This is a genomic window from Sulfurivirga sp., assembly GCF_015490265.1.
Taxonomy (GTDB): Bacteria; Pseudomonadota; Gammaproteobacteria; order Thiomicrospirales; family Thiomicrospiraceae; genus Sulfurivirga.
Genome location: NZ_WFYD01000125.1, coordinates 1 through 25,006 on the forward strand (window position 1 = coordinate 1; position 25,006 = coordinate 25,006).

24 protein-coding genes are annotated in these 25,006 nt (G+C 61.2%); 9 read left to right on the forward strand and 15 right to left on the reverse strand.

Translation table 11 applies throughout. The features are described from left to right. A partial coding sequence (locus F8K16_RS08125) for a ferritin (protein ID WP_294949207.1) occupies window positions 1-435 on the forward strand: 435 nt, incomplete at its 5' end. 2 nt (window positions 436-437) lie between these two features. On the opposite strand, the gene F8K16_RS08130 is transcribed toward F8K16_RS08125, so the two are convergent. From F8K16_RS08130 to F8K16_RS08140, 3 genes are read right to left on the reverse strand one after another with little or no spacing between them, the layout of a single operon-like run. Continuing rightward, window positions 438-995 carry a Sua5/YciO/YrdC/YwlC family protein gene (locus tag F8K16_RS08130; protein ID WP_294949210.1) on the reverse strand — a complete coding sequence of 186 codons (558 nt, stop codon included), beginning with the start codon at window positions 993-995 and terminating at the stop codon, window positions 438-440. Further along, window positions 992-1,930 carry a homoserine kinase gene (locus F8K16_RS08135; protein ID WP_294949213.1) on the reverse strand — a complete coding sequence of 313 codons (939 nt, stop codon included), beginning with the start codon at window positions 1,928-1,930 and terminating at the stop codon, window positions 992-994. Before F8K16_RS08135 ends, F8K16_RS08130 begins: the two co-directional genes overlap by 4 nt. A gap of 10 nt (window positions 1,931-1,940) precedes the next feature. After that, a complete protein-coding gene (locus F8K16_RS08140; protein WP_294949216.1) occupies window positions 1,941-2,756 on the reverse strand; it encodes an HD domain-containing phosphohydrolase in 816 nt (271 codons plus the stop codon). 75 nt (window positions 2,757-2,831) lie between these two features. Between F8K16_RS08140 and polA the strand changes: the two genes are divergently transcribed. Then, window positions 2,832-5,573, forward strand: coding sequence for a DNA polymerase I (gene polA / locus F8K16_RS08145; protein ID WP_294949218.1), 2,742 nt, complete (start codon window positions 2,832-2,834; stop codon window positions 5,571-5,573). A gap of 106 nt (window positions 5,574-5,679) precedes the next feature. Here polA and purT read toward each other — a convergent pair whose 3' ends face one another. The 5 genes from purT to F8K16_RS08170 all read right to left on the reverse strand — a co-directional run bounded on the left by purT (window position 5,680) and on the right by F8K16_RS08170 (window position 11,119). Beyond that, complete coding sequence (gene purT / locus F8K16_RS08150) at window positions 5,680-6,849, reverse strand: formate-dependent phosphoribosylglycinamide formyltransferase (protein WP_294949220.1); 1,170 nt, start codon at window positions 6,847-6,849, stop codon at window positions 5,680-5,682. 220 nt (window positions 6,850-7,069) lie between these two features. Then, window positions 7,070-8,437 (reverse strand): sodium:proton antiporter NhaD, encoded by a 1,368-nt coding sequence (gene nhaD, locus F8K16_RS08155; RefSeq protein WP_294949271.1) that lies wholly within the window; start codon window positions 8,435-8,437, stop codon window positions 7,070-7,072. 135 nt (window positions 8,438-8,572) lie between these two features. Beyond that, window positions 8,573-9,481, reverse strand: coding sequence for a lipid A-modifier LpxR family protein (locus F8K16_RS08160; RefSeq protein WP_294949223.1), 909 nt, complete (start codon window positions 9,479-9,481; stop codon window positions 8,573-8,575). Beyond that, window positions 9,462-10,229 carry a VacJ family lipoprotein gene (locus F8K16_RS08165; RefSeq protein ID WP_294949226.1) on the reverse strand — a complete coding sequence of 256 codons (768 nt, stop codon included), beginning with the start codon at window positions 10,227-10,229 and terminating at the stop codon, window positions 9,462-9,464. Before F8K16_RS08165 ends, F8K16_RS08160 begins: the two co-directional genes overlap by 20 nt. Further along, on the reverse strand, window positions 10,208-11,119 hold the full coding sequence (locus tag F8K16_RS08170) for a hydrogen peroxide-inducible genes activator (RefSeq protein ID WP_294949230.1): 912 nt from the start codon (window positions 11,117-11,119) through the stop codon (window positions 10,208-10,210). Before F8K16_RS08170 ends, F8K16_RS08165 begins: the two co-directional genes overlap by 22 nt. Window positions 11,120-11,354: 235 nt before the next feature. Here F8K16_RS08170 and F8K16_RS08175 point away from each other — a divergent pair, with 235 nt between their 5' ends. Further along, a complete protein-coding gene (locus F8K16_RS08175; protein WP_294949233.1) occupies window positions 11,355-11,930 on the forward strand; it encodes a nitroreductase in 576 nt (191 codons plus the stop codon). On the opposite strand, the gene F8K16_RS08180 is transcribed toward F8K16_RS08175, so the two are convergent. From F8K16_RS08180 to F8K16_RS08200, 5 genes are read right to left on the reverse strand one after another with little or no spacing between them, the layout of a single operon-like run. Next, entirely contained in the window at window positions 11,931-12,269 is a 339-nt protein-coding gene (locus F8K16_RS08180; protein WP_294949235.1) for a hypothetical protein, read from the reverse strand. Window positions 12,270-12,272: 3 nt separating this feature from the next. Next, window positions 12,273-13,919 carry an acetolactate synthase large subunit gene (locus tag F8K16_RS08185; RefSeq protein WP_294949238.1) on the reverse strand — a complete coding sequence of 549 codons (1,647 nt, stop codon included), beginning with the start codon at window positions 13,917-13,919 and terminating at the stop codon, window positions 12,273-12,275. A gap of 11 nt (window positions 13,920-13,930) precedes the next feature. Beyond that, entirely contained in the window at window positions 13,931-14,542 is a 612-nt protein-coding gene (locus F8K16_RS08190; protein WP_294949241.1) for a thiol:disulfide interchange protein DsbA/DsbL, read from the reverse strand. 12 nt (window positions 14,543-14,554) lie between these two features. Then, window positions 14,555-15,739, reverse strand: a complete 1,185-nt coding sequence (ccsB, locus tag F8K16_RS08195) for a c-type cytochrome biogenesis protein CcsB (protein WP_294949244.1) — start codon at window positions 15,737-15,739, stop codon at window positions 14,555-14,557. Beyond that, window positions 15,711-17,534: a cytochrome c biogenesis protein ResB gene (locus F8K16_RS08200; protein ID WP_294949247.1), complete on the reverse strand. Its 1,824-nt coding sequence runs from the start codon at window positions 17,532-17,534 to the stop codon at window positions 15,711-15,713. The genes ccsB and F8K16_RS08200 overlap by 29 nt, the downstream gene beginning before the upstream one ends. A gap of 162 nt (window positions 17,535-17,696) precedes the next feature. On the opposite strand from F8K16_RS08200, the gene F8K16_RS08205 reads away from it, so the two are divergent. From F8K16_RS08205 to F8K16_RS08215, 3 genes are all read left to right on the forward strand, one after another. Further along, window positions 17,697-18,284: a NapC/NirT family cytochrome c gene (locus tag F8K16_RS08205; RefSeq protein ID WP_294949250.1), complete on the forward strand. Its 588-nt coding sequence runs from the start codon at window positions 17,697-17,699 to the stop codon at window positions 18,282-18,284. An 80-nt stretch (window positions 18,285-18,364) separates the two neighbouring features. Then, window positions 18,365-18,964 (forward strand): c-type cytochrome, encoded by a 600-nt coding sequence (locus F8K16_RS08210; protein ID WP_294949253.1) that lies wholly within the window; start codon window positions 18,365-18,367, stop codon window positions 18,962-18,964. Between the two features lie 15 nt (window positions 18,965-18,979). Next, complete coding sequence (locus F8K16_RS08215; protein WP_294949255.1) at window positions 18,980-20,272, forward strand: NAD(P)/FAD-dependent oxidoreductase; 1,293 nt, start codon at window positions 18,980-18,982, stop codon at window positions 20,270-20,272. Window positions 20,273-20,334: 62 nt separating this feature from the next. Here the strand turns inward: F8K16_RS08215 and F8K16_RS08220 are convergent, their stop codons facing one another. After that, window positions 20,335-22,335, reverse strand: coding sequence for a cytochrome c biogenesis protein ResB (locus F8K16_RS08220; RefSeq protein WP_294949258.1), 2,001 nt, complete (start codon window positions 22,333-22,335; stop codon window positions 20,335-20,337). A 118-nt stretch (window positions 22,336-22,453) separates the two neighbouring features. Here F8K16_RS08220 and yihA point away from each other — a divergent pair, with 118 nt between their 5' ends. Next, window positions 22,454-23,059 (forward strand): ribosome biogenesis GTP-binding protein YihA/YsxC, encoded by a 606-nt coding sequence (yihA, locus tag F8K16_RS08225; RefSeq protein WP_294949262.1) that lies wholly within the window; start codon window positions 22,454-22,456, stop codon window positions 23,057-23,059. Here the strand turns inward: yihA and F8K16_RS08230 are convergent. Beyond that, on the reverse strand, window positions 23,047-23,466 hold the full coding sequence (locus F8K16_RS08230; RefSeq protein ID WP_294949264.1) for a secondary thiamine-phosphate synthase enzyme YjbQ: 420 nt from the start codon (window positions 23,464-23,466) through the stop codon (window positions 23,047-23,049). The genes yihA and F8K16_RS08230 overlap by 13 nt on opposite strands. Before the next feature lie 220 nt (window positions 23,467-23,686). On the opposite strand from F8K16_RS08230, the gene mobA reads away from it, so the two are divergent. Together mobA and F8K16_RS08240 are read left to right on the forward strand one after the other, a co-directional pair. Further along, entirely contained in the window at window positions 23,687-24,232 is a 546-nt protein-coding gene (mobA, locus tag F8K16_RS08235) for a molybdenum cofactor guanylyltransferase MobA (protein ID WP_294949267.1), read from the forward strand. Next, a partial coding sequence (locus F8K16_RS08240; protein WP_294949269.1) for an MFS transporter occupies window positions 24,229-25,006 on the forward strand: 778 nt, incomplete at its 3' end. The genes mobA and F8K16_RS08240, both read left to right, overlap by 4 nt.

Sequence of the window (25,006 nt, forward strand, 5' to 3'; positions counted from 1 at the left end):
GAAAAGGGGCTGGACGGCGCGGCGAAGTTCTTCCGCACCCACAGTCAGGAAGAGGAAGGCCATCGGGACCGCATCTTCGACTATCTGATCGAAACCGGCCAGTCCGTGCGGCTGGGCGAACTGCCGGCGCCGCAGGCGGAGTTCTCCAGCCTGATGGATGTGATCCAGGCCGCCTATGAACACGAAAAGCGGGTCACCCGACTGATCAAGAACATCGCCGAACAGAGTTTCGCCGAGAAGGATTATCAGACCTTCAATTTCATCCAGTGGTTCATCGCCGAGCAGCATGAGGAAGAGGCCCTGTTCATGACCGTGCTGGACAAGGCGAAGGTGCTCGGCTACACCGGTCAGGACAGCGGCGAGGCGCTCTATCTCTTCGACCAGTATCTGGCCGGTGCCCACGGCGGAGAAAAGGAAGGCGGCGAAAACGCCTGAATTCAGCGCAGCGGCGTGCCGGTCAGCCCATCATAGATGGGCGTGGGGCCGGCATGGCCGCCCAGCGCCCCTTTCACGCAACCGGCCAGGGCCTCGCCGAAGCTGCCGATGGCCTGCTCACAGCTGAGCGCCGGCGGCTGGCCGCTTATGTTGGCGCTGGTGGAGACCACCGGTCCGCCAAAGGCGCGGCACAGTGCCTGCATGACGGAATGGGCGCTGACACGCACCGCCACGGTGGGAAAGCGTCCCCGAATCCACACGGGCACCTTCGGGGTGGCCGGCAGCGTCCAGGTAACCGGCCCCGGCCAGTCCGCCTCGATGTGCGAACGTCTCTCGCCCGGCAGGGCGGACCAGTCGATCAGACCGTCCAGCTGATCCAGGCCGGCGGCCACCAGAATCAGCCCCTTTTCCACCGGCCGCCCCTTCAGGGCCAGCAGCCGGCCGACAGCGGTCTGATCGAAGGGATCGCAACTCAGCCCCATCACACCTTCGGTAGGGGTGGCGACGATGCCGCCCGTGCGCAGCGCATCCGCCGCCTGTTGCGGTGTCAAGTGAGTCATGGCAATGGCAGAGGCGTGGCCCGGTGATGCAGCAGCACGTCTCGGAAGACGTCCGGGTCCTTGATGGTGGTCAGCTCGCCCTCGCGGGGCAGCAGCTTGTCCTTGAGGCGGGAAAGCCAGAAACGCAGCGCCGCCATGCGCTGGGCCGCCGGCCATTCCTGTCGTTCCAGATCGGTCAGGGGCCGCACGGCCTGATAGGCCCGCAGCATGGCTTCCACCCGCTGCGGGTCATAGTCGTTGTCGGGCGTGCGCGCCCAGTCGTTGACCATCACCGCCAGGTCATACAGCCACGGCCCGTTGCAGGCGTAGTAGAGGTCGATGATGCCGGCCAGCCGCTCGCCATCGAACAGGGCGTTGTCGGTGAACAGATCGGCATGGATGACGCCCTGGGGCAGATGGGCCCAGTCCTGCCGTGCCTGAAAGGCCAGCTCATCTTCCAGCAGCGTGCGCGTGTCCTCATCCAGCAGGGATTCGATTTCTGAAAAAGTGTTCCGGGCCCAGTTCAGGTCCCGGTCATTGGGGCGGTAGCCGTCAAATTCCCGCCCGGCCAGATGAAAACGCGCCAGCGTCTCGCCCATCACGGCGCACTGGCCTACGCTGGGCTGCGCCACGCCGCGGCCGTTGAGCCGCTGCACCAGCGCCGCCGGCTTGCCGCACAGTTCGGTCAGATATCCTCCCTCACGGAGAGCAACGGGATGGGCGGTGGGAATGGCATGCTCGGCCATGAAGGCCATGATGTCGAGGAAATAGGGCAGTTCCTCAAAGGTGTGCTGCTCGAAGATGGTGAGCACATACCGGCCACGGTCGGTGTCGACAAAGTAGTTGGTGTTCTCGATCCCTTCGCTGATGCCCTCGAACTGACGCAGCGCGCCGACGTCGTAGCGTTCGAGAAAGGCCTCCAGCGTCGGCCGGTCGATGGTGGTGTAGACGGACATGGCGGCAATTTTACTTGAGTTGCGCGCTCAGCTCGAACAGATCGTCCACCGTGTGGCGCACTTTCTCGCGCAAGCCTGTGCTGTCCAGCGTGCCGATCTCGGCATACCAGTCGTTCACATGGGCGAGAAAGTGCTCGCACAGCGCCGGGTCGAACTGGCGGCCCGCCTCCTCGCGGATGACCGCCTTGGCCTTCACCAGCGGCATGGCGGACTTGTAGGGCCGGTCGGTCACCAGCACGTCAAACACATCCACCAGCGCGAACAGGCGTGCTCCCAGGGGAATGGATTCTCCGGCCAGCCCTTCCAGATAGCCGCTGCCGTCGAAGTGTTCGTGATGATAACGGGGAATCTCCATCACCGGCGCCGGCAGGCCAATCTTCTCCAGCAGCGCCGTGCCGAAGCGCACATGCTGGCGTACCAGCCGGAATTCCTCGTCCGTCAGCGGCCCCTTGCGCACCAGAATGGCGGTGGGGATCATCACCGTGCCCACATCGTGGAGGAAGGCGCCCACGGCATAGTGGCGGCAGGTCTGCGCATCCAGCCCCAGCGACTGGGCGAATCGCCAGGTGTAGAGCGCCACCCGGTAGTCATGCAGGCGGTCAGCGGTGTCCCACTGGGGAATCTCCCGCCGGGTGAGCCTGAGCACCGCCAGCACGGCAAGCGCGGCCGTGACCACCATCAGCGTGGCAAACAGCGGCACGCTGACCGGCAGATCGCCCAGCCTGTCGGGCGCCGGTGCCGTGGACAGCAGCAGATTGAGACCGATCAGCGTGACACCGACTACCCCCGCCACGGCAAGCAGGATGTAAAGGGTTGTTCTGCGCATGAATTTCACCCCCTCTGCCGCCATTCTAATCACGGTGTAGAATGAATTCACCTCCATTTCCGACCCGAATTGTCCATGAGCACACCCGCCCGACCCGATCTCGTCCTCGTCGATGGCTCCAGCTATCTGTTCCGCGCCTATCACGCCCTGCCGCCGCTGACCACCTCGGACGGCACGCCAACCGGCGCCCTGTACGGCGTGCTCAACATGATCGGCAAGCTGCTGGACACCTGGCAGCCCGAGCGCATCGCCGTGGTGTTCGACGCACGTGGCAAGAACTTCCGTCACGAGATGTTCGAAGCCTACAAGGCCAACCGCCCGCCCATGCCGGAGGAGCTGGCCCAGCAAATCGAACCGCTGCATGAATTCATCCGCGCGCTGGGCATTCCTGTGCTGGTCATCGACGGGGTGGAGGCGGATGATGTCATCGGCACCCTGGCGAAACAGGCGGAAAAGGACGGCGCCCGGGTGCTCGTCTCCACCGGCGACAAGGACATGGCCCAGCTGGTGGATGACCACATCACGCTCATCGACACCATGAAGGACCAGCTCTACGACCGGCAGGCGGTGATCGACAAATACGGCGTGGCGCCGGAGCAGATCGTGGACTATCTGGCACTGATGGGCGACAGCTCCGACAATATTCCGGGTGTGCCCAAGGTGGGCCCCAAGACGGCGGCCAAGTGGCTGGCCCAGTATGGCGATCTGGACAATCTCATCGCCCATGCCGACGAGATCAAGGGCAAGATCGGCGACAACCTGCGCGCCCATCTTGACCAGCTCAGACTTTCACGGGAACTGACCCGCATCCGCACTGACGTAGAGCTGCCGGTGCGCTGGAGCGACCTGACCCGCCAGCCGGAAGATGACGAAAAACTGATCGAGCTGGCGCGCCGTTATGAATTCAACAGCTGGCTCAGACGCAAACTTTCCGGCCAGCCTCTGTTCGGGCACGGAGAAGACACTGGTGAAACGGCCGAAGTAAAAACGTCCACCCGCCAGCAGGTACCGGTCATTCTCGACTGGGACACCTTCGACACCTGGCTGGAAAAGCTGAAGCAGGCCGAGCAGTTCGCCATCGACACGGAAACCACCGCGCTGGACGCCATGCGGGCGGAGATCGTCGGCGTCAGCTTCGCCGTGGCCGGGGAAGACGATATCAAGGCAGCCTACCTGCCCCTGCGCCACGACTATGAAGGCGCGCCCGAACAACTGCCCGCTGATGAGGTGCTGGAAAAGCTCCGTCCCCTGCTGGAAAGCGAAAAACACCCCAAGGCGGGCCAGAATCTCAAGTACGACTGGCATGTGCTCCGCCGCGCCGGCATCACGCTTTCCCCCATCAGCCACGACACCATGCTGCAGAGCTATGTGCTCGACAGCACCGAACGGCACAATCTGGACGATCTGGCGCTCAAATACCTGGGCCACCGAACCACCCACTATTCCGATGTGGCCGGCAAGGGCAGAAAGCAGCTCAACTTCGCCCAGGTGCCGCTGGAGAAGGCCGCGCCCTACGCCGCCGAAGACGCCCAGTTGGTGCTGGCGCTGCACCGGATGCTGTGGCCGAAGCTTGAAGCGGACGACAAGCTGCGCCACGTCTATCAGGACATCGAAATCCCGCTGGAGCCGGTGCTGGCGCGCATGGAGCACCGTGGCGTACTCATCGACACCGAGCTGCTCAAGGCGTTTTCCGAAGAGCTGGCAGAACAGCTCCGGCAGCTGGAGGACAAGGCCTTTAAGCTGGCCGGCGACGTGTTCAACCTCAACTCCCCCAAGCAGCTGCAAGAGATTCTGTTCGAGCGCCTCGGCCTGCCGGTGCTGAAAAAAACCCCCAAGGGCCAGCCCTCCACCGCCGAGAGCGTGCTGCAGGAACTGGCGGAACAGGGCCACGAACTGCCGGCGATCATCCTCGAATACCGCTCGCTGGCCAAACTCAAGTCCACCTACGCCGATGCCCTGCCCCGACAGGTCAATCCGGAGACAGGGCGGGTGCACACCACCTTCCAGCAGGCGGTCACCGCCACCGGTCGGCTCTCCAGCACCGACCCCAACCTGCAGAACATCCCGGTGCGCACCGAACTGGGCCGGCGCATCCGCCAGGCTTTCACCGCCCCCGAGGGCTTTCAGATTCTGGCGCTGGACTACTCCCAGATCGAACTGCGCATCATGGCCCATTTCTCCGGTGACGAGAACCTCATCCGCGCCTTCGAACAGGGGCTGGACATTCACCGGGCCACCGCGGCGGAAATCTTCGGCGTGCCGCTTGATGAAGTGACCCCGGACATGCGCCGCCACGCCAAGACGGTCAATTTCGGCCTCATCTACGGCATGAGCGCCTTTGGGCTGGCGCGCCAGCTGGACATCGACCGCAAGCAGGCGCAGGCCTACATCGACCGCTACTTCGAACGCTATCCCGGCGTGCGCCGCTACATGGACGAAATCCGCCAGCAGGCGCGGGAAAAGGGCTATGTGGAAACCCTCGCCGGCCGGCGTCTGCACCTGCCCGACATCCACAGCCGCAATCCGCAGGTGCGCCAGTATGCCGAACGCGCCGCCATCAACGCCCCGCTGCAGGGCACCGCGGCGGACATCATCAAGACCGCCATGATCCGGGTGGACGCCTGGTGCGCCGACCATCCGGACGTGCGCATGATCCTGCAGGTACACGACGAACTGGTGTTCGAAGTACCGCAGGCCATCACGCTGGAGAGCGACACCGTCCAGCGCATCAAGGCGATCATGGAAAGCGCCATGAGCCTGCGGGTCCCGCTGGTGGCCGACGCCGGCCTCGGCCCCAACTGGGACGCCGCCCACTGATCAATGCGCTGATCAACAGCCGGCCAGAACCGATCAACACATTGATCAATATTCCAGCCATTGACCGCTTCAGCCGGTACATCCCCCTGTGGCTGTTCGGTTTTCTCTACTGGTCAGCCATGGCGCGCACGATGGCCTGCGCCTTCTCCTTCGCCTGCTCCACATTCTCGCCCAGCGCCAGCGCCACGGCCAGCCGCCGGCCCGGATGGCTGACCGGTTTGCCGAACAGGCGCACAAAGCTGTCCGCGCCAAAGGCTGACTCCGGCACCTCCAGCACTGGCGCGGCGCTGTGACCGGAGGCCTTGTAGGCGGCCGAAGCGCCCGGACCATGGAAGGTGAAGTCCAGCGGCAGCCCCAGCACGGCGCGCACATGCAGGGCGAACTCGCTCTGGCTCTGGGTGATCAGGGTCACCATGCCGGTGTCATGGGGTCGGGGACTCACCTCGCTGAAGAACACCTCACCCCCCTTGACGAACAGCTCCACGCCGAAGATGCCCCGACCTCCCAGCCCGTCGGTGATGGCCCGCGCCATGCGCTGCGCCTCGGCCAGCACCTCCGGCTTCATGTCATGGGGCTGCCAGCTGAGAATGTAGTCCCCATCCTGCTGCACATGGCCGATGGGCGGGCAGAAGATCGTCTCACGGCCATTGCGCGCCGTCAGCAGCGTGATCTCATAGTCAAAGTCGATGAACGCCTCCACGATCAGCTCGCTGGCGTCCCCGCGCGCGTCCTCCTGAGCGAAGTGCCAGGCCGCCGCCACCTCTTCCGGTCCATGCACCACACTCTGACCATGGCCGGAGCTGCTCATCACCGGCTTGACCACGCACGGCCAGCCCAGCGCCTCTGCCGCTTCCTGCAGACCTTCCAGCGAATTGACGAACCGGTATGCGCCCGTCTTCAGACCCAGCTCCTCGGCGGCGAACTGACGGATATTGCGCCGGTTCATGGTCTTGTTGACCGCCTCGGCGTTGGGAATGACGGTAAAGCCCTCCCGCTCGGCGGAAAACAGCGCCTCAATGCTGATCGCCTCGATCTCCGGCAGGATCCAGTCCGGCCGCTCACGGCGGATCACCTCCAGCACCGCCTGCTCGTCGCGCATGTCAATCACATGAGCGCGATGGGCCACCTGCTGCGCCGGCGCGCCTTCGTAGCGGTCCACGGCAATCACCTCCAGTCCGAGGCGCTGCGCCTCGATGGCCACCTCCTTGCCCAGTTCTCCCGCGCCCAGCAGCATCAGCCGGCGGGCGTTGTGACGCAATGCGGCGGTAAATTGCATGATCTTCTGCTCCATATGGTCAGTTTCGGCCATTCTACCGGCATTTTTCCGGTGCAGAAAAACCCGGCCTGCACGCCGTCCTGCAAAAATGGGGGAGACCCCGTCCAGAAGCCGGAAAAATGGCCGAAAACCGGTCAGAGAAGGGAAAAAGTGCGGGCGTGCGCCAGGCGCTCGAAACGGCACCTGGCAAAATCAGGGGAGACCCCGTTCCCGGCGCCGCTCAGCCACCCACCGGCAGGTGGAACAGATCGGCGTTGAGCCACAGATGGGTCAGGATGCTGGCGGCGTAGCCCAGCGCCACCACCGGCGTCCATTTGAGATGGGACATGAAGGTGTACATGCCCTTGGACTGCCCCATCAGCGCCACCCCAGCGGCCGAGCCGATGGACAGCAGCGAGCCGCCCACACCGGCGGTGAGGGTCACCAGCAGCCACTGGCCGTGACTCATGTCGGGCATCATGGTCAGCACCGCGAACATCACCGGAATGTTGTCCACGATGGAGGAAAGCACGCCGATGCTCACATTGGCCCAGGTGGCGCCCCACTGCTCGTAGAGCAGATGGGAGACGCTGTCCAGATAGCCGATGAAACCCAGACCGCCCACGGCCACGATCACGCCGAAGAAGAACAGCAGCGTGTCCCACTCCGCCCGGGCGATCTTGTTGAAGATGTCGAAGGTGACCGGATGCACCACCTCGGTGGTGGATCCATCGGTGCTGACGCACTCCACCACCTCCTTCTCGCCGGTCTTCTTGAGGTAGTAGCCGAAGAACATCAGAAACGACATGCCGGTCATCATGCCCAGCACAGGCGGCAGGCTCAGGTAGTTGTGGAAGGAGACCGCCATGGCGATGGTGACGAAGAACAGCGCCACCACGGTGAGCGCCCCGCGCTTGAGCTCGATCTTCTCATCCAGTTTCTTCGGGTTGGAACGGGGAATGGCCCAGTGCATGATGGCCGCCGGCACCACGAAATTGACCAGCGAGGGCACGAACAGATCGAAGAACTCGTTGAACTGCACCACGCCCTTCTGCCACACCATCAGGGTGGTGATGTCTCCGAAGGGACTGAAAGCGCCGCCGGCATTGGCCGCCACCACCAGATTGATGAACGCCAGCGCCACGAAGCGGGGCGAATCCTTGCCCACCGCCAGAATGACCGCCCCCATCAGCAGCGCCGTGGTCAGGTTGTCCGCCACAGGCGAGATGAAAAAGGCCAGAAAACCGGTGATCCAGAACAGCTGCCGGTAGGTGAACCCCTTCTGCACCAGCCAGCCGCGCAGGGCGTTGAACACATTGCGCTCGTCCATGGCGTTGATGTAGGTCATCGCCGCCAGCAGGAACAGAAACAGCTCGGCATACTCCAGAATGTTGTGGCGCAGCGCCTGCTCGGCCGCATGCCCCATGCCGTGCTGGTTGTAGACCCAGGCGATCAGCGCCCAGATCAGCCCCGCGGCCAGAATCACCGGCTTGGATTTTCGCAGGTGCAGCACCTCCTCCAGCATCACCACCAGATAGGCCACGGCGAAGATGATCAGGGCGGCATAGCCCACCCAGTGGTGGGTCAGGTCGATATGATGGCCGCTCATTTCCGCGGCAATGGCAGCAAAGGGCAGGCCCAGCACCAGCAGCAGGGCGAACAGATTGAGGAATCGGTGTTTCAGCAGCATGATCTTCAATAGCGTCCATTGTGATGATCGGGACATTTTAGCCGAGGGCACCCCCTACAGCCGCACAGAAAGGGCCAGTCCGCCCCAGCTGTCGATTTCCTCCCGCTCCAGCGACGGATAGCGCGCTGCGTGCAGCCGCCAGGCCAGTGCCCAGCGACCTCCGTCATAACCCACATTGACCATGGCCCGTGGCAGCCAGTCCACCTGCCGCAGTCCGGGCGCCGCCTCCACCAGCAGATTGTGCGGCATCCACGCCAGCTGCAGTCCCAGATCCACATGCCAGCCTCGCTCCGTCACCAGCGCCCGGCTGGCACTGCCACCCAGCACCTGATCAAAGGTGCACAGCGCCGCACCGCCCAGCCGCAGCAGCAGCGAGGCATTCACATAATGGGACAGGGTGCCCACCTCCGCCCCCACATGACCATTGAGCGCCCAGCCATTCCGACGTCCTCGCATCAGCGGCGCCGCCACGCCGAGCCCTGCGCCCCAGACAGGCTGATCTCCGAGCTGATGGCGCCATCCGGTGGGTATGTGGTTGCCCAGCAGACGATGGATCTGCTGCTGCGCCTCGCCAATGTGGGTGGACGGCCCCAACCAGCCCAGACGCAGACGCCCCTGCCACACATGACGGGCGTCCTCGGGTCGATGGAAAAGAATGGTGTCCCACAGCGCCACACCCGCATAGGGCAAGTCATTGACCGGCCGCTCCACGCGGGTGTTCCTGGGAGTGAAGGCCAGAAGCCGAAGCTGACCGGCGAGAAGACAGCGACCTTTTCCCGCCAGTGGCCCGGAACAGGACGTTTCGCTTCCAGCGATCCCCAGCTCCATGCCGCCGGTGTAGTGGCCATCCGAGCCGCTGACAATGTCATTTTCCAGATAGAGCCACGCCTGAGCAGCCTGCGCCAGTGCGCTCGAGCCGACGAGCAGCAGCGCCAGCAGCCCTCTAGTCCAGATCAATGTCATCAATGTCCGGCTGGGGCGGATGGCCATCGTAGAGGGCGTTCAGACGGCTCTGCAGAAACGCTTCCCGGGCGAAGATGTAGGGATCCGGCTGCTGCTGCACCTCCACCAGCAGCGGGGCAATGTCGGTGTAGTCGATGAAAATCTCCACCGCCCGGGTGCCAAGACGTCCGTACGCATCGGCATTGAGCAGCGTGTCATACACCGGATCATAGACCAGCCCCGCGCTGCGGCCGACCAGCTCACGGGTCGTGTAGGGGCCCAGCACCGGCAGCACCAGATAGGCCGACTGCCTCCACACGCCCCAGACATAGAGCGTCTGGCCCAGATCCTCCGGCTGGTAGTCCATGCCCGCCTCGCTGGCAATGTCCAGCAGACCGCCCAGTCCCAGCACCGTGTTGAGACCGAAGCGCATGGTGTCCGTGGCGAACTTTTCCACCTTGCCCTGGAGCAGATCATTGATCACCGTCCACGGCACCGTCAGGTTGGTGACCACATTGTGCAGGCCGGTGCGCAGCGGCGAAGGCAAAGCATGCCAGGCGTCCACCAGCGGCTGGCCGATGGTGTTGTGCAGTTCCAGATTGAACTGGAACATGCGCCGATTGAAATCCTCATAGGGATCGCTCGGGTCGAACGGCTCCACAGCCTGCTGCTGCGCCACAGGCAAGCCGAAGTCATCCTCCGCCCGGACCGGCAATGAAGCCAGCCACAGAGTCAGCAGCAGAGTAATCAGTCGCAAGGTTGCGTGCATGACAGTTCGATCTCCTTCAGACAGGCCTGCACCACATCCAGCGCCTTCAGGCGGGGGTAGCTCTGACGCCAGGCCAGCGCCACGGTGCGTTTTGGCACCGGACCTTCCAGCGGCCTGACAACGATGCCATCCATCGCCTTGGCCGCCGCCGTGCAGGGCAGAATGGTGATGCCCACCCCTGCGGCCACCATGTACATCAGCGTCTCCAGTGAGCTGCCTTCCAGCGTGCGCTGCATGCTGTGACGACCCGATTCCGCCAGAAAGGGATAGGCCTCCAGCACCTGATCACGGAAGCAGTGGCCACTGCCCAGAATCAGTACCGTCTCGCGGGCCAGATCCTCCTTGGTGATGCGTTTCGAACCCGCCAGCGGATGATCCTTGGCCAGTGCGGCTACGAAAGGTTCTTCATACAGCGGCAGCGTGCGAATGCCCTGTTCTGAAAACGGCAGTGCCAGAATGGCCATGTCCAGCAGGCCGGTGCTCAATTTCTGGGCAAGGTTGGCGGTGTAGTCTTCCTCCACCAGCAACGGCAGATAAGGGTGTGCCTCGTGCAGTCGACTGATGAAGGCTGGCAGCAGATAGGGACCGATGGTGTAGATGGCCCCCACGCGCAGCTCGGAGTGGAGGCTGTCCTGATCCGACTTGGCGATCTGGCGGATCTGATCGATGCGGCTGAGGATTTCCCGCGCCACTTCGATGATCCGCTCACCCGTCGGCGTGATGATGATCTCGTTCTTGCGCCGTTCGAACAGAGTCACGCCCAGTTCATCTTCCAGCTTCTTGATGGCCACGCTCAGAGTGGGCTGACTGATGTTGCAGTGCTGGGCCGCCCGTCGAAAGTGCCGGTGATCTGCCACGGCGACGATGTAGCGCAGTTCGTTCAGGGTCATGGTTGAATAGCTTTTCTTTATAGATTTCTTGTTTTGGTTTTGATTTACTCAGGCTATTTTACTGGACAACTTGTGTTTTTTACGGTTTTTCAATTGCTTAAGCTGTGGGTGATCATCGGGATAACCTCCGTGGCGGGCCTGTGGAGTCGCTGTGCATCAATGTGCATAACCTGTTGCCGCTTGACTAAAATGCCGGATGTCCCCGTTTCACACACGTTTATGCACAGGGTTGTTCATGACTGGCGAAGCATTCATCCGGCTCATCAGAGAACGGCGCACCGTCTATGATTTCAAGCCTGATCCGGTGCCCCGGCCGGTGCTGGAACAGGCGCTGGAAGCGGCCGTGTGGGCACCCAACCACGGGCTGAGCGAACCCTGGCGCTTCCATGTGCCCGGGATGAAAACCCGTGCGGTGCTGGCGCAGATCTACGCCCGCCTGCGGGCGGACAAGCGCTGTGAGCCGGACACGGATGCCTGGCGGCAGACCTACGAAAAGGCCCTGCAGCGTTTTCTGGCCGTGCCGGGCATGGTGCTGGTGGGTCAGCAGCTGGCTGAAGACCCGCTGCAGCGAGAGGAGGATGCAGCGGCCGTCGCCTGCGCCATTCAGAACTTTCAGCTGGCCATGTGGGCGCAGGAAGTGGGCGTGCAGTGGAGCACCGGCCCGGTCATCCGTGCGGTGGAAACCTATGAGCTGCTCGGCATCGAGCCGAAGAAAGAGAAACTGGTGGCGTTGCTCTACTACGGCTATCCTGCCTGTGTCGGTCGAAGCCGACGCAGCGACTGGCGAGAAAAAACCCGCTGGCTGGACTGATCAGAGCAGCAGCTCTTCCTCATCTGACGGGTTCGCCATTTCCTGACTGCGCAGGCTGCGGATGCTGCGCTTGAACAGAATCTTGTTCTGTACTGCCTCGGGCAGGTCGGTGAACAGAATCACCCCTTTTTCGATCAGCATCTCGATCAGGTCCTCCACCGCCCGGGCCATCTCCAGGTCCATGCGCTGCAGCGCTTCGTCCACCAGCGGCTGGTTTTCCGGTCGGGACAGCCAGGCGCGGATGGCCGGATCCTCAAGGCTGGCGATCTCATAGCCGGGTGTGGGCGAAAAGGAGAAATCCGCAAGCTCGCCCTGTTCGTTGCGCTTCACATACAGCATGGCTCACTCCTCCGCTTCGGTCAGCACCGGTCCCAGCAGTTTCACCAGATGATCATTCTCACTGTAGTCCACGGGACAGTCGATCACATGCACGCCCGGTGTGTTCAGCGCCGCTTCGAGGACAGGCGCCAGCTGTCCGGCGGCGTCGATACGCCAGCCACGGGCGCCGAAACTTTCCGCCAGCTTGACGAAATCCGGATTGTCGAAGGCGGTGTAGGCGCTGCGCCCGAACTGGCGCCGCTGCTTCCATTCGATCAGTCCGTAGCCGTGGTCGTTCCAGATGAGCACCACCAGATTGAGATTCAGGCGTACCGCCGTTTCCAGTTCCTGTACGTTCATCATGAAGCCCGCATCGCCGGTGACGGCCACCACTGGTCGGTCGGGATGCACCAGCGCGGCGGCGATGGCGCCCGGCAGGGCAATGCCCATGCTGGCAAAGCCGTTGGAAATGATGCAGGTGTTGGGCTGCTCGGCCCGGAACATGCGCGCCATCCACATCTTGTGGGCGCCCACGTCCACTACGGCAATGCCCTCCTTGGGAAATGCCGTGCGCAGATCCCAGATGATCTTCTGCGGCTTGAGCGGCCACGCATCGCTGTGACGCAGCCGTTGCGCCTCCTCGATCAATGCCTCGCGCAGATGGCTGTGCAGGTTGCTCTGTCGCGGAGGAATGCCCAGCTGGGCCAGACGCACCAGATTTCGGGCAATGTGGCCGGTCAGCTCCACTTCCGGCAGGTAGCTCTGATCCACTTCCGCCGAGGTGGTGTCAATGTGGATCAGCTTCAGCCGGTGGCCCGGGTTCCACAGATGGGGGTGGTATTCCACCATGTCGAAGCCGACGGTGATGACCAGATCCGCCTGGCTGAAGCCGCAGTTCTCGTAGTCGCCCGCCTGCAGGCCGGCGGTGCCCAGTGCCAGAGGATTGCCGAAGAAGGGCACCACCCCCTTGGCCATGAAGGTATTGACCACCGGAATGTTGAGGGTGCGCGACAGATCCAGCAGTGCCTGATGGGCGCCGGTGCGGATGACGCCGTTGCCGGCCAGAATGAGTGGTTTTTCCGCCGCGGCGATCAGCCGGGCCGCCTGTTGCAGGTGAGCGTCAGGGGCTTCCGGCAGCAGTTCGCGGCGAACCGGCAGGGGCGGACAGTCGGTCTGCTCTTCGGCAATGTTCTCGGGAAAGTCGATGAAGCAGGCGCCCGGCTTTTCCTGCTGCGCCTGCTTGAAGGCCTTGCGCACCACTTCGGGCACGGTTCCCGGTTCGAGAATCTGGGTGCTGTATTTGGTGATCGGCTTGAACAGGCTGACCAGATCCAGCACCTGATGGGATTCTTTGTGCATGCGCGTGGTGGCCGCCTGTCCGGCGATGGCCACGACCGGCGCCCGGTCCATGTTGGCATCGGCCACGCCGGTGACCAGATTGGTTGCGCCCGGCCCCAGTGTGGACAGGCAGACGCCGGCCCGGCCCATCAGACGGCCATAGACATCGGCCATGAAAGCCGCGCCCTGCTCATGACGTGTGGTGACAAAGCGGATGGGACTGTCCAGCAGGGCATCCATCAGGCGCAGGTTCTCCTCGCCCGGAATGCCGAAGATGACCTCCACCCCTTCGTGGACGAGACATTCGACCAGGCGGTGGGCGGCGGTCTTCAAGGGAAGGGACCTCAGCGCTGCACCAGCCAGTCCACCAGCTGCCACAGGCGCTCGCGGCCGCCGGCCATGCTCACATCAGTCAGCCAGGTGCCGTTGACCACCACAGCCGGTACGCCATCGATGCCGAAATCCTTGGTCAGCTTGGCCGCTTCCTTGACCTGGGCATCCACCTTGAAGGACTTGAACATGGCTTCATAGTCTTCCGGCTTGACGCCGAACTGGGTGTACCAGGCCGCCAGCTTCTCCACGGTGAACAGTTTCATGCGGTCCCGGTGCAGGGCGTCGAACAGCGCCTTGTGAGACTGTTCCAGAACGCCGAGGTTTTCAGCGGTGAAGAAGGCGCGGGCGAAGAAGATCCATGCCGGGCTGTTGAGCACCGCCGGCATGCGTCGGAAGGTGACATCCTTTGGCTTGCGTTTGAGCCACGCCTCAATGCTCGGTTCCAGATGCCAGCAGTGCGGACAGCCGTAGAAGAAGAATTCGGTGACCACCTTCTTTTCCGGATGGGGCACCGGCACCTTTTTATATTCCACATCCAGCATGTAGGGATCATCGGCCCATGCCCGCGATGTCAGGACGAGCGCGCCGGCGCCGGTCAGGGTAAGAAAGTGTCTGCGTTTCATCTGCAAGCCTCCTCAGAGCTGACCGTAGGAATGCAGGCCGGAGAGGAACATGTTCACGCCCAGGAACGCGAAGGTGGTCACCAGCAGACCTACCAGCGCCCACCAGGCCATAGGCCGGCCGCGCCAGCCCTTGCTCATGCGGATATGCAGCCAGGCGGCGTAGTTGAGCCAAACGATCAGCGCCCAGGTCTCCTTCGGGTCCCAGCTCCAGTAGCCGCCCCAGGCCTCCGCCGCCCACACTGCGCCGAGAATGGTGGCGATGGTGAAGAAGGCAAAACCGAAGGCGATGGCCTTGTACATGAGATCATCCATCACCTCCAGCGACGGCATGGCACGCACGAAGGCGCTCTCCGGATTGCGACGGGCCAGCGTGTCGGTGACCAGATAGGCCAGTCCCACCATGGCCGCCAGCGCAAAGGCGCCGTAGCCGAGGAAATTGGCCGGCACGTGCAGTTTCATCCAGTAGCTCTTCAGTGCCGGCACCAGCGGCTGAATGTGGTAGGCCTCACGGTCAAAGGTGTACCACAGCAGAAAGGCGACCGCAGCGGAGACTACCAGCATGACGAAGCCGCCCAGGGCGCGGGTGCGGTATTTCTGCTCGAAATAGAGATACACCAGTGCGGTGATGACGGAAAAGAGGATGAACACCTCATACAGGCTGCTGACCGGAATGTGGCCATAGTCCGGGTTGATCAGATAGGACTCGTACCAGCGCATCATCATGCCGGTCAGACCGAAGGTGGCACCTGTCCAGGTCATCCAGCTGGCGATTTTGCCGGCGTAGTCGGAGCGGATGAACAGGGCGAAGAAGTAGGTGACCGTGGCCAGCACGTAGAAGGCGCTCATCCACATGAAGGCGGACTGGCTGGAGAGCAGGTATTTGAGCAGGAACAGCTTTTCGTTCAGATCGTAGCTGTTGCCATGGCCGGCATACTGCCAGATACCCAGCAGGGTCGTGGCCGCCACCGCCAGCAGATAGGTGCGCAGGCTCGGCCAGAAATAGCCCAGCCAGATCACAGTCGGGACCATCCCCGCAAGGATGGCTTTCTCATAGCTGTCCATGAGAGTGTGGTAGTGGTTCCACGTGGCGATGGCGCCCAAGACAACCAGAAGGTTCCACACCCAGCCGAACCAGCCGGTGCTTTTCAGCCAGCTCTGCTGGCGCATGTCATTCATGTCGGTTTCCATGGTGTTCATTTTCCGGTCCTCTGCATAGCCCCAGTACAGCCTGCCTCCAGTAATCCGTCTGGCGCGGGTTCGCGCATCTGATAACCATTCTCATTTCAGGCCGGTCAGGCAGGTCCGTCCAGTGTATCCAAATTTTCACAGGTTGTGTATAAAGCATCAGGAAGATACCTGCCACCAGCAACAGGCTGCCCAGCCATATCAGTGGCTTGCCCGGGTAGCGGGCGACGATCAGTCCTGTCTCCAGCCGCTGTTCAAAGCGGGTCATCTGAAGCCACAGTGGCACTCGATGGGCGAACAAGGCATCGGCTGCCATGATGGCATCGTTGCGCCAGCGTGCATCCGCCGTCGGGTTGATGGCTTTAAGTGTGGTGTCGAGTTTATCCAAGAGTATGGATATATAAAATTTTTTTATGTTTTTACGATCGGTTTCTTCAATATTTTTTCTTACGAACCGGTCAATCTCGTCAAATCCTCCCAGCACGAACAGCTGGACCAGCAGACTGGTCTGATCATTTCCGCTGATGCCGGAAAGTCGGTTCAACCATGTCCAGAACGGACGGTCATCGCCCTTGTGAAGGGGAAGGGCAATGGTGCGGAAAGGTTCGGAAGGCGAGTGTCTGACACCCAACATGTGAAAAGATTGCCCGTGCCTGTTGGTACGTGGTCTGAGAAAGTTTTCCAGCCAGATCCTTCGGCCATCAGGCGCCGTCATCCGGTAGATCATGCGGGGACCGTGGTTGATGGTTTCCCCTCCGGCACGATGTATGACCGTATGCAGTTGAAAATCCAGCAGCGTCAGGGTCCAGTTTTGGCCACCCAGCAGCACATTGATAGATTCACCCACACGCAGATGGGAGTTTTTCAGCATGAGCCCGCCAGGCTGACGAGCGGTGAACCAGACTTGTGATCCGCCATCATCGAAGCTGGACTGATAGAGGGTGTATCCATGCCACTGTAGAGGCTTGTTGACCGATATTTCCGACCGGGTCAGTGGAACGCCCTCGGGGCTGAACAGGGTGACGAGGGTGGTATAGCCCTTGGGCATGCCGTTTGCGTAGTAGTCGATATGGAAATCATCCACTGCGATGACGAACGGCAGCAAGTGAATCAGGTAGCCTGAAGGGGTAGCGAGCCAGACCCGGTCGCTTTTCTCTCCCGGTCTGAGGGAGAGGTTTGCCCGAAACGCCCCGCTGTCGGGCGGCAGGTACGAGTGTGGATCGGCCTTTTCGGGTGGTGTCTGAAAGGTTGTGGGCACGACCTGCCCCGTGAGCAGTTTAAGTCTGAGCAGTGGGTTGGTGTCGATCAATGCGCCCAGCAGAATCACCAGCAGCCCTCCGTGCAGGAGAAAGTAGCCCAGTCGGCGGTGCGAACCTTTTTGGGCAAACATGCTCACGCCCTTCTCATTCTCTGTTTCGAGAACCCGAAATCCACGGCTTTCAAGCCACATCTGCAAGGTCTGTCTGTCCATGAAGCAGGAAAACGGGCGGGCGTTTTCCGGCATGGCAGGCGCCTTGTCGACTCTGTGACGCTGGCGCAGCCATTGGGAAAAGTGTTCGGAGACGCACAGCGTCAGGCTGAAGACGAGAAACAGCAACAGCGTCGTAAACCAGCCGCTGGCATAGACGTCAAACACGCCGAGGCGGTTGAAGACGTCGGCCCAGAATGGGCCGAAGCGGATGACGTATTCGGTCGAAGGCAGTGACTGGGGCACCACCGTACCGATGACCGATGCAAGTGCCACCATGATCAGCAGGGTTACAGCCATGCGCATGGAGGTAACGGCATGCAGGAAATGGCCACTCATGAGGCAGAATCCAGATCATTCAAAAAAACTTTATCCCTTGAAGAATGCATAAGATCTTTTTATTTCATCTATTTTTAAACAATTTTGTATAGAACATAGTTTATGCAATAAATCCCAACCGTTGTCATGACCAATGCGAAAACAGGGAGCGCACGGACGCACATGAACAGGAAGAAATGGCTCATATACGGTCTGGGCGGTTTTCTCGCCGGCGTGGGTGCACTGGCCACGGTCAATCTGGTGACGGCCAAGACCAATGAGACGGAATTCTGCATCTCCTGCCACAGCATGCAGATCAATTTCGAGGAATACAAGGAGAGCGTGCACTACCGGAATGCCTCGGGTGTACGCGCCACCTGTGCAGACTGCCATGTTCCAAAAGAGTTCTTCCCCAAGATGAAGGCCAAGATCCTGGCGGTCAAGGACGTCTATCACGAGTTTTTAGGTGATTTCGCCGTACCTGATGAGGTGAAGAACGATCCAGAAGCCTATCGGGAACATTACGAGAAATACCGCTGGCGCATGGCGCAGGCCGTCTGGGCCAAGATGAAGGCGTCCGATTCGGCCACCTGTCGCAGCTGCCACAACTTCGAGGCGATGGATTTCGATGAGCAGTCCCGCACCGCGCGGAGAAAGCACCCTGTGGCCATGGAAAAGGGCAAAACCTGCATAGACTGCCACAAGGGCATTGCCCATGAGGAGCCGGAAGAACCCGACGGTGAGGATGCCGTGGCATTGTCCAACCACTGACTGGATTTCCGCCAGATGGCGGAAAACCGTCGCATATGATGCGGCGGCAACATGCAGAGCTCAACGAGAGGAGAAAAAGCATGGTGAAACTCAAGAGACTGACCCTGCCGGTGATGCTGACGGTGGGTGTGATGGGCGCAGGCAGTGCGCTGGCCGGTGGTGTGGACCGCGCGGCCATTCTGGCGAATACCTGTGCGGGCTGTCACGGGCCTGACGGGGTGAGCACCGGCCCGGCCACACCCAGCATTGCCGGCCTTCCCGAAGAGTATTTCATCGATGTGATGAAAATGTTTCAGGAAGGCGAGCGCCGTAACACCATCATGGGGCGAATTGCCAAGGGTTACACCGATGAGGAGATCGAACTGATGGCGAAGTATTTCGCCAAATTGCCCCACAGACCGGCTGCGCAGAAGTTCGATCCGGTCAAGGCGAAATATGGCAAGAAGCTGCACGAAAAATACTGTGAGAAGTGTCATGAGGAAGGTGGCCGAGTTGCGGATTCTAGCGGGCCGCTGGCTGGTCAGTGGAAACCCTACCTCCAGTTCACGCTGGATGATTTCATCAATGGCCACAGCGAAGTGGACAAGAAGATGAAGAAGAAGCTCAGCAAGCTGATCAGGAAAGAAGGCATGGATGGCGTCAGAGCCGTGCTCGAATACTATGCCAGTGAGCAGAAATAAAGAGGAGGAAGGAGCATGAACATGAATCGTCGCGGCTTTATCAAAACAAGCATCGCCGGTGCCGTGGGTGCAGCGCTCTACGGTTCCCATGCGCTGGCGGCTCACCATGGCGGCAAGAAGCGTGTGGTGGTGGTCGGAGGCGGTATCGGTGGTGCCACCACGGCCAAATACATCAAGAAGTATGACCCGTCCATCGATGTCACTCTGATCGAGCCCAACCCCCACTACTACACCTGTTTCATGAGCAACGAGGTACTCGGCGGCCATCGTCAGATGGATTCCATCCGCTTCGATTATGAGGGGCTGAAGAAAAAGGGCATTCGCGTAGTTCAGGATACGGTCACTGACATTGATGCTGCCGGACAGATAGTCAGAACCGCTTCCGGCAAGACCTATCAGTATGACCGCTGCGTCGTTTCGCCCGGTGTGGATTTCAAGTATGAGGCTATTCCCGGTTACAGCAAGGCAGTGGCTGAAAGCAGCATTCCCCATGCTTGGAAGGCAGGTCCTCAGACGGAAATGCTGCGCAAGCAACTGGAAGCCATGCCCGATGGAGGCACCTTCGTGATGGTGCCGCCGCCCAATCCGTTCCGCTGTCCCCCGGGGCCGTACGAGCGGGTGTCGCAGATTGCCTCCTATTTCAAGGAGCACAAGCCCAACTGCAAGATCGTCATTCTGGATCCGAAGAACAAGTTCTCCAAGTTCGGCCTGTTCATGGACGGCTGGAAGCGCCACTATGGCTACGGCACCGACAAGAGCATGATCACCTGGATTCCGGCGGATAAGGGTGGCAAGGTCATCAAGATTGATCCAGACACCAAGACCGTTCATGCTGAGGCTGGCACTTTCAAGGCGGATGTGCTCAACATCATTCCACCACAGAAGGCAGGCGCCATCGCCTTCAAGACAGGTTTGACCAAAGGAGACTGGTGTCCGGTCGATCACATGACCTTCGAGTCCACCCTGAAGAAGAACATTCATGTGGTGGGCGATTCCTCAATCGCCTCGCCGCTGCCCAAGTCCGGCTATGCGGCCAACTCCGAGGCGAAGATCTGTGCGGCGGCCATCGTCTCCCTGCTCAATGGTAAGAAGATGCCGGAGCCCAGCTGGGTCAACACCTGCTACTCCATCATCGCGCCAGGCGATGGCATTTCCGTGGCCATGGTCTATGCCTATGAGAACGGCAAGATCATCAAGGTGAAGGGATCAGGTGGCCTGACCGGCAAGTACGACCCGGAACTGCGCAAACGTGAGGAGATGTACGCTCACTCCTGGTTCAACAACATTACGGCGGATGTCTTCGGCTGACGGGAAACATTCCTCCGAAGCAGGTTGCCGCGGCCTTCGTGCCGCGGTTTTTTATTTCGGCTTCAGCCTGCCTGTTCGGGCTGCCCTTCCCTTTCGCACAGAGATTTCAGCTGATCCCGCAGGCGGGAGAAGGTGCGCGCCATTTCGGGCGTGTTCTTGCCATCCCGTGCAGCGATGATCACGCGTCTGTCATCCGGCTGAATCAGCACCCACACACGCTGGTAACGCAGGTAGAACATGAGAAACACGCCCAGCGTCAGCATCAGGCTGCCGAAATAGACGATGTCCTTGCCCGGCGATTTGGTCACCTGAATGCCAGAGGCCTGAATCTGTCGGAAGCTTTCCAGCTGCAGGAACAGTTGCGGGCCATAGGCCGGCAGGCTGTTGATGGCTACGATGGCATCCTCGAACCACTGTTTGTCGAAATCGGTCAGATCCTTGCGGCTTTGGATACGACCCTGTGCCTTGAGCATTTCCACATACAGCGTCTGCAGGGCACTGGACAGCTGCCCCAGATAGAACTCGCGCGCCTGCTTGCGTTCCTTTTCCGGTACGTTCTTGGCGATGAAATCGTCGATACCCCTGAACCCGGCGGTGCGGAACAGCTGCAGCAGGTTCTGCCACAGCTGGATCTGCATGGCCTGCTCACGGATGGACAGATCCTTGAAAGCCGGGTTGTTGCGCACGAAACCGGCCAGCAGCTTCAGCCGCGCCTTGTCGTTATTGAGCAGTTGCAGAAAGTCGAAGAAGCGCTTCAGGCTGCGTTTGTCGTCCGCCGGAATGAACAGGTAGCGATAGGGTTCGGCCACCGACTTGCGCACGCCGCTGATGAAAAACCAGCGCCCCTGCTGTCTGTTGGGCTGCATGTAGGTCTCATACTCCCAGGCGATACCCTGGTCGTTGCGCACCTTGTAGACGATCTTCGGCCCGTTGTTGTGGGTCTTCTTGCCCGTCTTCTTCTGCTCTTCCGGCTCTGCGGGCACGATGTTGAACAGCTTGAAGTCGTCAAACTCCAGTCGCCATCTGCCGCGACTGGTTTCCAGCACTTCCGTTCGATTGACGGCGGTGTCCAGCTCCACCGGCTTCATGGTGTGGGCAAACAGCGGCCAGACCTTGACCTTCAGCAGGCTGCCGCCGTCGGAGAAGGAGGACTGGTAGATGGCGATGTTGCCATAGATGAGCGGGTGGTTGACGGAGATGGTCTTTTCGATCTTCTCGCCGGTCTGCTTGTCGATCAGCACCAGATCGGTGTTGAACGACTTGGGCATGCCGGTGTCGTAGTAGTCGATGCGGAAGTCCTTGACCGCCAGGGTGAACGGCAGCTTCTGCACGAAATAGCCCCGGTCGTAGGGCAGGAAGATGAAATCCGCCTTCTTGCCTTCCGGAATGGTGACCGAACCGCGGAAGGAAATGTTGTCCGGTGGCAGAATGGCTCTGGGATTGACCTCGTTGAGGTTGACATTGCGGGTTTCCGGCTCTGCCTCGCCGGTGAGCACCCGGTACTTGAGCATCAGGTTGGAGTCCACCACCGCGCCGGCGAGAATGACGATGATGCCCACATGGGTGAGGAAATAGCCCAGCCTGTTCCACTGGCCCTTTCTGGCGGTTATCAGCGTGCCGTCATCGCGGTCATGGGTCCGGGTGCGGAAGCCCTGCTGATGCAGCATGGCGATGACAGTCTTCGCCCGCGGCGTCTGAGTGCACTGAAGCGTGTCATGATTGGGCTGATGTTGCAGGGCATGGGCGGAGAGCCTTTCAGCCCAGCTGCGCATCTCCCTGACAAAGACTGGCACATGACGTACCACGCACACGCTGGTGGAGAGGATCAGAAACAGAATGACGATGACAAACCAGGCGGTGCTGTAGATGTTGAAGATGCCCAGCTTGTCGAATACTTCCGCCCAGAAGGGGCCGAACTTGATTACGTAATCCGGAAAGGCCTCGCCCTGTTTGACCACCGTGCCGATGACCGAGGCGATGGCCAGCATCACCAGCAGGGTGACGGCCAGGTTCATCGAACCGAGAAAGTCATAGAAGACGCGCCAGCGGGAAATTCTCTGCATAATGATGTGTTCAGCCGGTTGAATGAACGGTCAAGTATAGGGGAGCCGGGGCGGTGACGCAAAATTGCCAGGCTTCTCTTGCCCGAAGCAAATCCTTTTGATTGAAAAGGTTTGAGCCATGCAGCATCCGCTCTACCAGAAGGCCCGTTTTCTCAAGAGCGCGCCCACCCTCCATCAGGCGCCGCCGGACGAAGGGTGGGAAGTGGCCTTTGCCGGCCGGTCCAATGCGGGCAAGTCCAGCGCGCTCAACGCCATCACTTCGCAGAAATCCCTGGCGCGGGTGTCCAAGACGCCGGGGCGCACGCAGCTGATCAATTTCTTCGATCTGGATGGTGAACGCCGGCTGGTGGATCTGCCCGGCTACGGGTTCGCGAAGGTGGGCGAGGCCATGCGGCGGGAATGGGAGCGGCACCTGAGCGAATACATCGCCGAGCGCCAGTGCCTGAAAGGGCTGGTGGTACTGATGGACATCCGCCATCCGCTGACCGAGGTGGACCGGCTCATGCTGGACTGGACTTCGGACATGCAGCTGCCGGTGCATGTGGTGCTCACCAAGGCGGACAAGCTTAAGAAGGGGCCGGCCAAGTCCACGCTGCTCAAGGTGCGTCGGGAACTGGCGGAGCAGTGGCCCCATGCCACGGCGCAGACCTTCTCGGCGTTGAAGAAGACCGGCCTGCCGGAACTGTGGCAGAAGCTGGACGATTGGTTTGACTATTCCCCCTGAACGGTGACCACCACCTTGCGACGGAAGCGGCCGGTGCGGTGTTCGTAGAGAAAGATGCCCTGCCAGGTGCCCAGATTGAGCCGTCCGCTGGTGACTGGCACCATCAGGCTGGTTTCGGTCAGCAGGGTGCGGATGTGACCACTCATGTCATCATCCCCCTCGTAGTTGTGTTCATAGTTGGGATCGCCGTCGAGGACATTTTTCCGCATCCAGTACTCAATATCCCGGCGCACGGAGGGGTCGGCGTTTTCGGTGATGATCAGCGAGGCGGAGGTGTGCTGGATGAACAGATGGCACAGGCCGGTGGTCACACCGCTTTGCGCCACGGCGCGGCAGATTTCTTCGGTGATGTTGAAGGTGCCCCGGCGCGGGCTGTCGAAGGTCAGGGTGGTCTGCCAGGTTTTCATGGATCGTCCTCCTTTACAGTTGTGTCGGACTGAAACCTGCTCGCTCATGGTTCCGCCATCAAGTGGCTGTAAGGCTTGAAGCGGGCGCGGCGCAAACTCCCTGCGGTCAGAAGACATGCGCCGTGCTGATCCGCTTCTGATGCCAACAGCCACTAGGATAGCTCCACAAATCGCTGCGCGGATTCAGACCGACCGGACATGGAATGACGGATTTTAGAACATGATTGAACAGGGCATTATTCTTGCCGGGGGCGCGGGGCGGCGTATGGGCGGCGTGTTCAAGGGCGCGCTGCCCTGGCGGGGGCGGCCCCTGCTGCATCAGGTGGCCGACCGTCTGGCGCCTCAGGTGCGGCAGCTGGCGGTCAACGCTAATGAGGATCATCCGCTGCTGGCAGACTTCGAAGTATTTGCCGATCCGCCCGCATGTCGCAATGTGGGTCCGCTGGGGGGCGTGCTGAGCGCCATGCGTCGTTTTCCGGGCCGCTGGCTGCTGCTGGCGCCGGTGGACATGCCCGACTTTCCGCTGGACATGGGTGAGCGCCTGCGGGTAGCCTTGCGGCCGGAAGATCGATACGCCTGTCTGCAGGGCCCCCGGCGTGACTATCCGCTGCTGGCGCTGGCCCACACTTCGCTGGCCGATGAACTGGAGGCGTATCTTGCCGGTGGTCAGCGCCGGGTGATGGACTGGCTTGTTCGCATTGATGCCCGCAGGGTGGAAATTGACCACGATCTGACCAACTGCAACCGGCCGGAGGCGCTGACATGAGGGGACTGCTGTGGGGCCGTGCCTTCCAGTCTCTGTTCTGGACGGAGTTTCTCGCCGCTTTCAATGACAATCTGTTCAAGAACCTGCTGGTCATGTGGCTCACATTCTCCGTACCGGTGGCGCACCGCAGCGTGTGGGTCACCGCGGCGGCGGCGCTGTTCGTGCTGCCCTATGTGCTCTTTTCGCCACTGGCCGGTCAGCTGGCCGACCGCTATCCGCGCCATCTGCTCATCCGCATCACCCAGGGGGCGGAGATCGGCATCATGTTGCTGGCGGTGCTCGGGTTCTGGCTGGCTTCCGTGCCGATGCTGATGCTGGCGCTGTTTCTCATGGGCGCCCAGTCCACCCTGTTCGGGCCGGTCAAGTACAGCATTCTGCCGGAGCTGTTCCGGGGCGAGGCGCTGGTGGCGGTCAACAGCTGGTGGAGTGGCTCAACTTTCGTGGCCATCGTGCTGGGCACGCTGGCGGGCACAGGGGGTTGGTTGCTGGGGGGAGAGGTGTGGGGCCTGATGAGCGCGGCGCTGGTCACCAGCGTGCTGGGCTTTGTGGCCACGCTGTGGATTCCCCCGGTTCCGGCGGCGGCGCCCCGACTCAGGCTGACCTTCAACATCATCCGGGCGCTGTGGCAGACACTGCGTGAGGCGCGTGCGCACCACGCCTGGAGTGTGATGCTGGCCATCAGTGGTTTCTGGATGATCGGTGCCATGATCCTCAGCCAGATACCGCTGATGGCCGAGCGTCTGGGCGCACCCCGCTACACCCTTTATCTGCTGC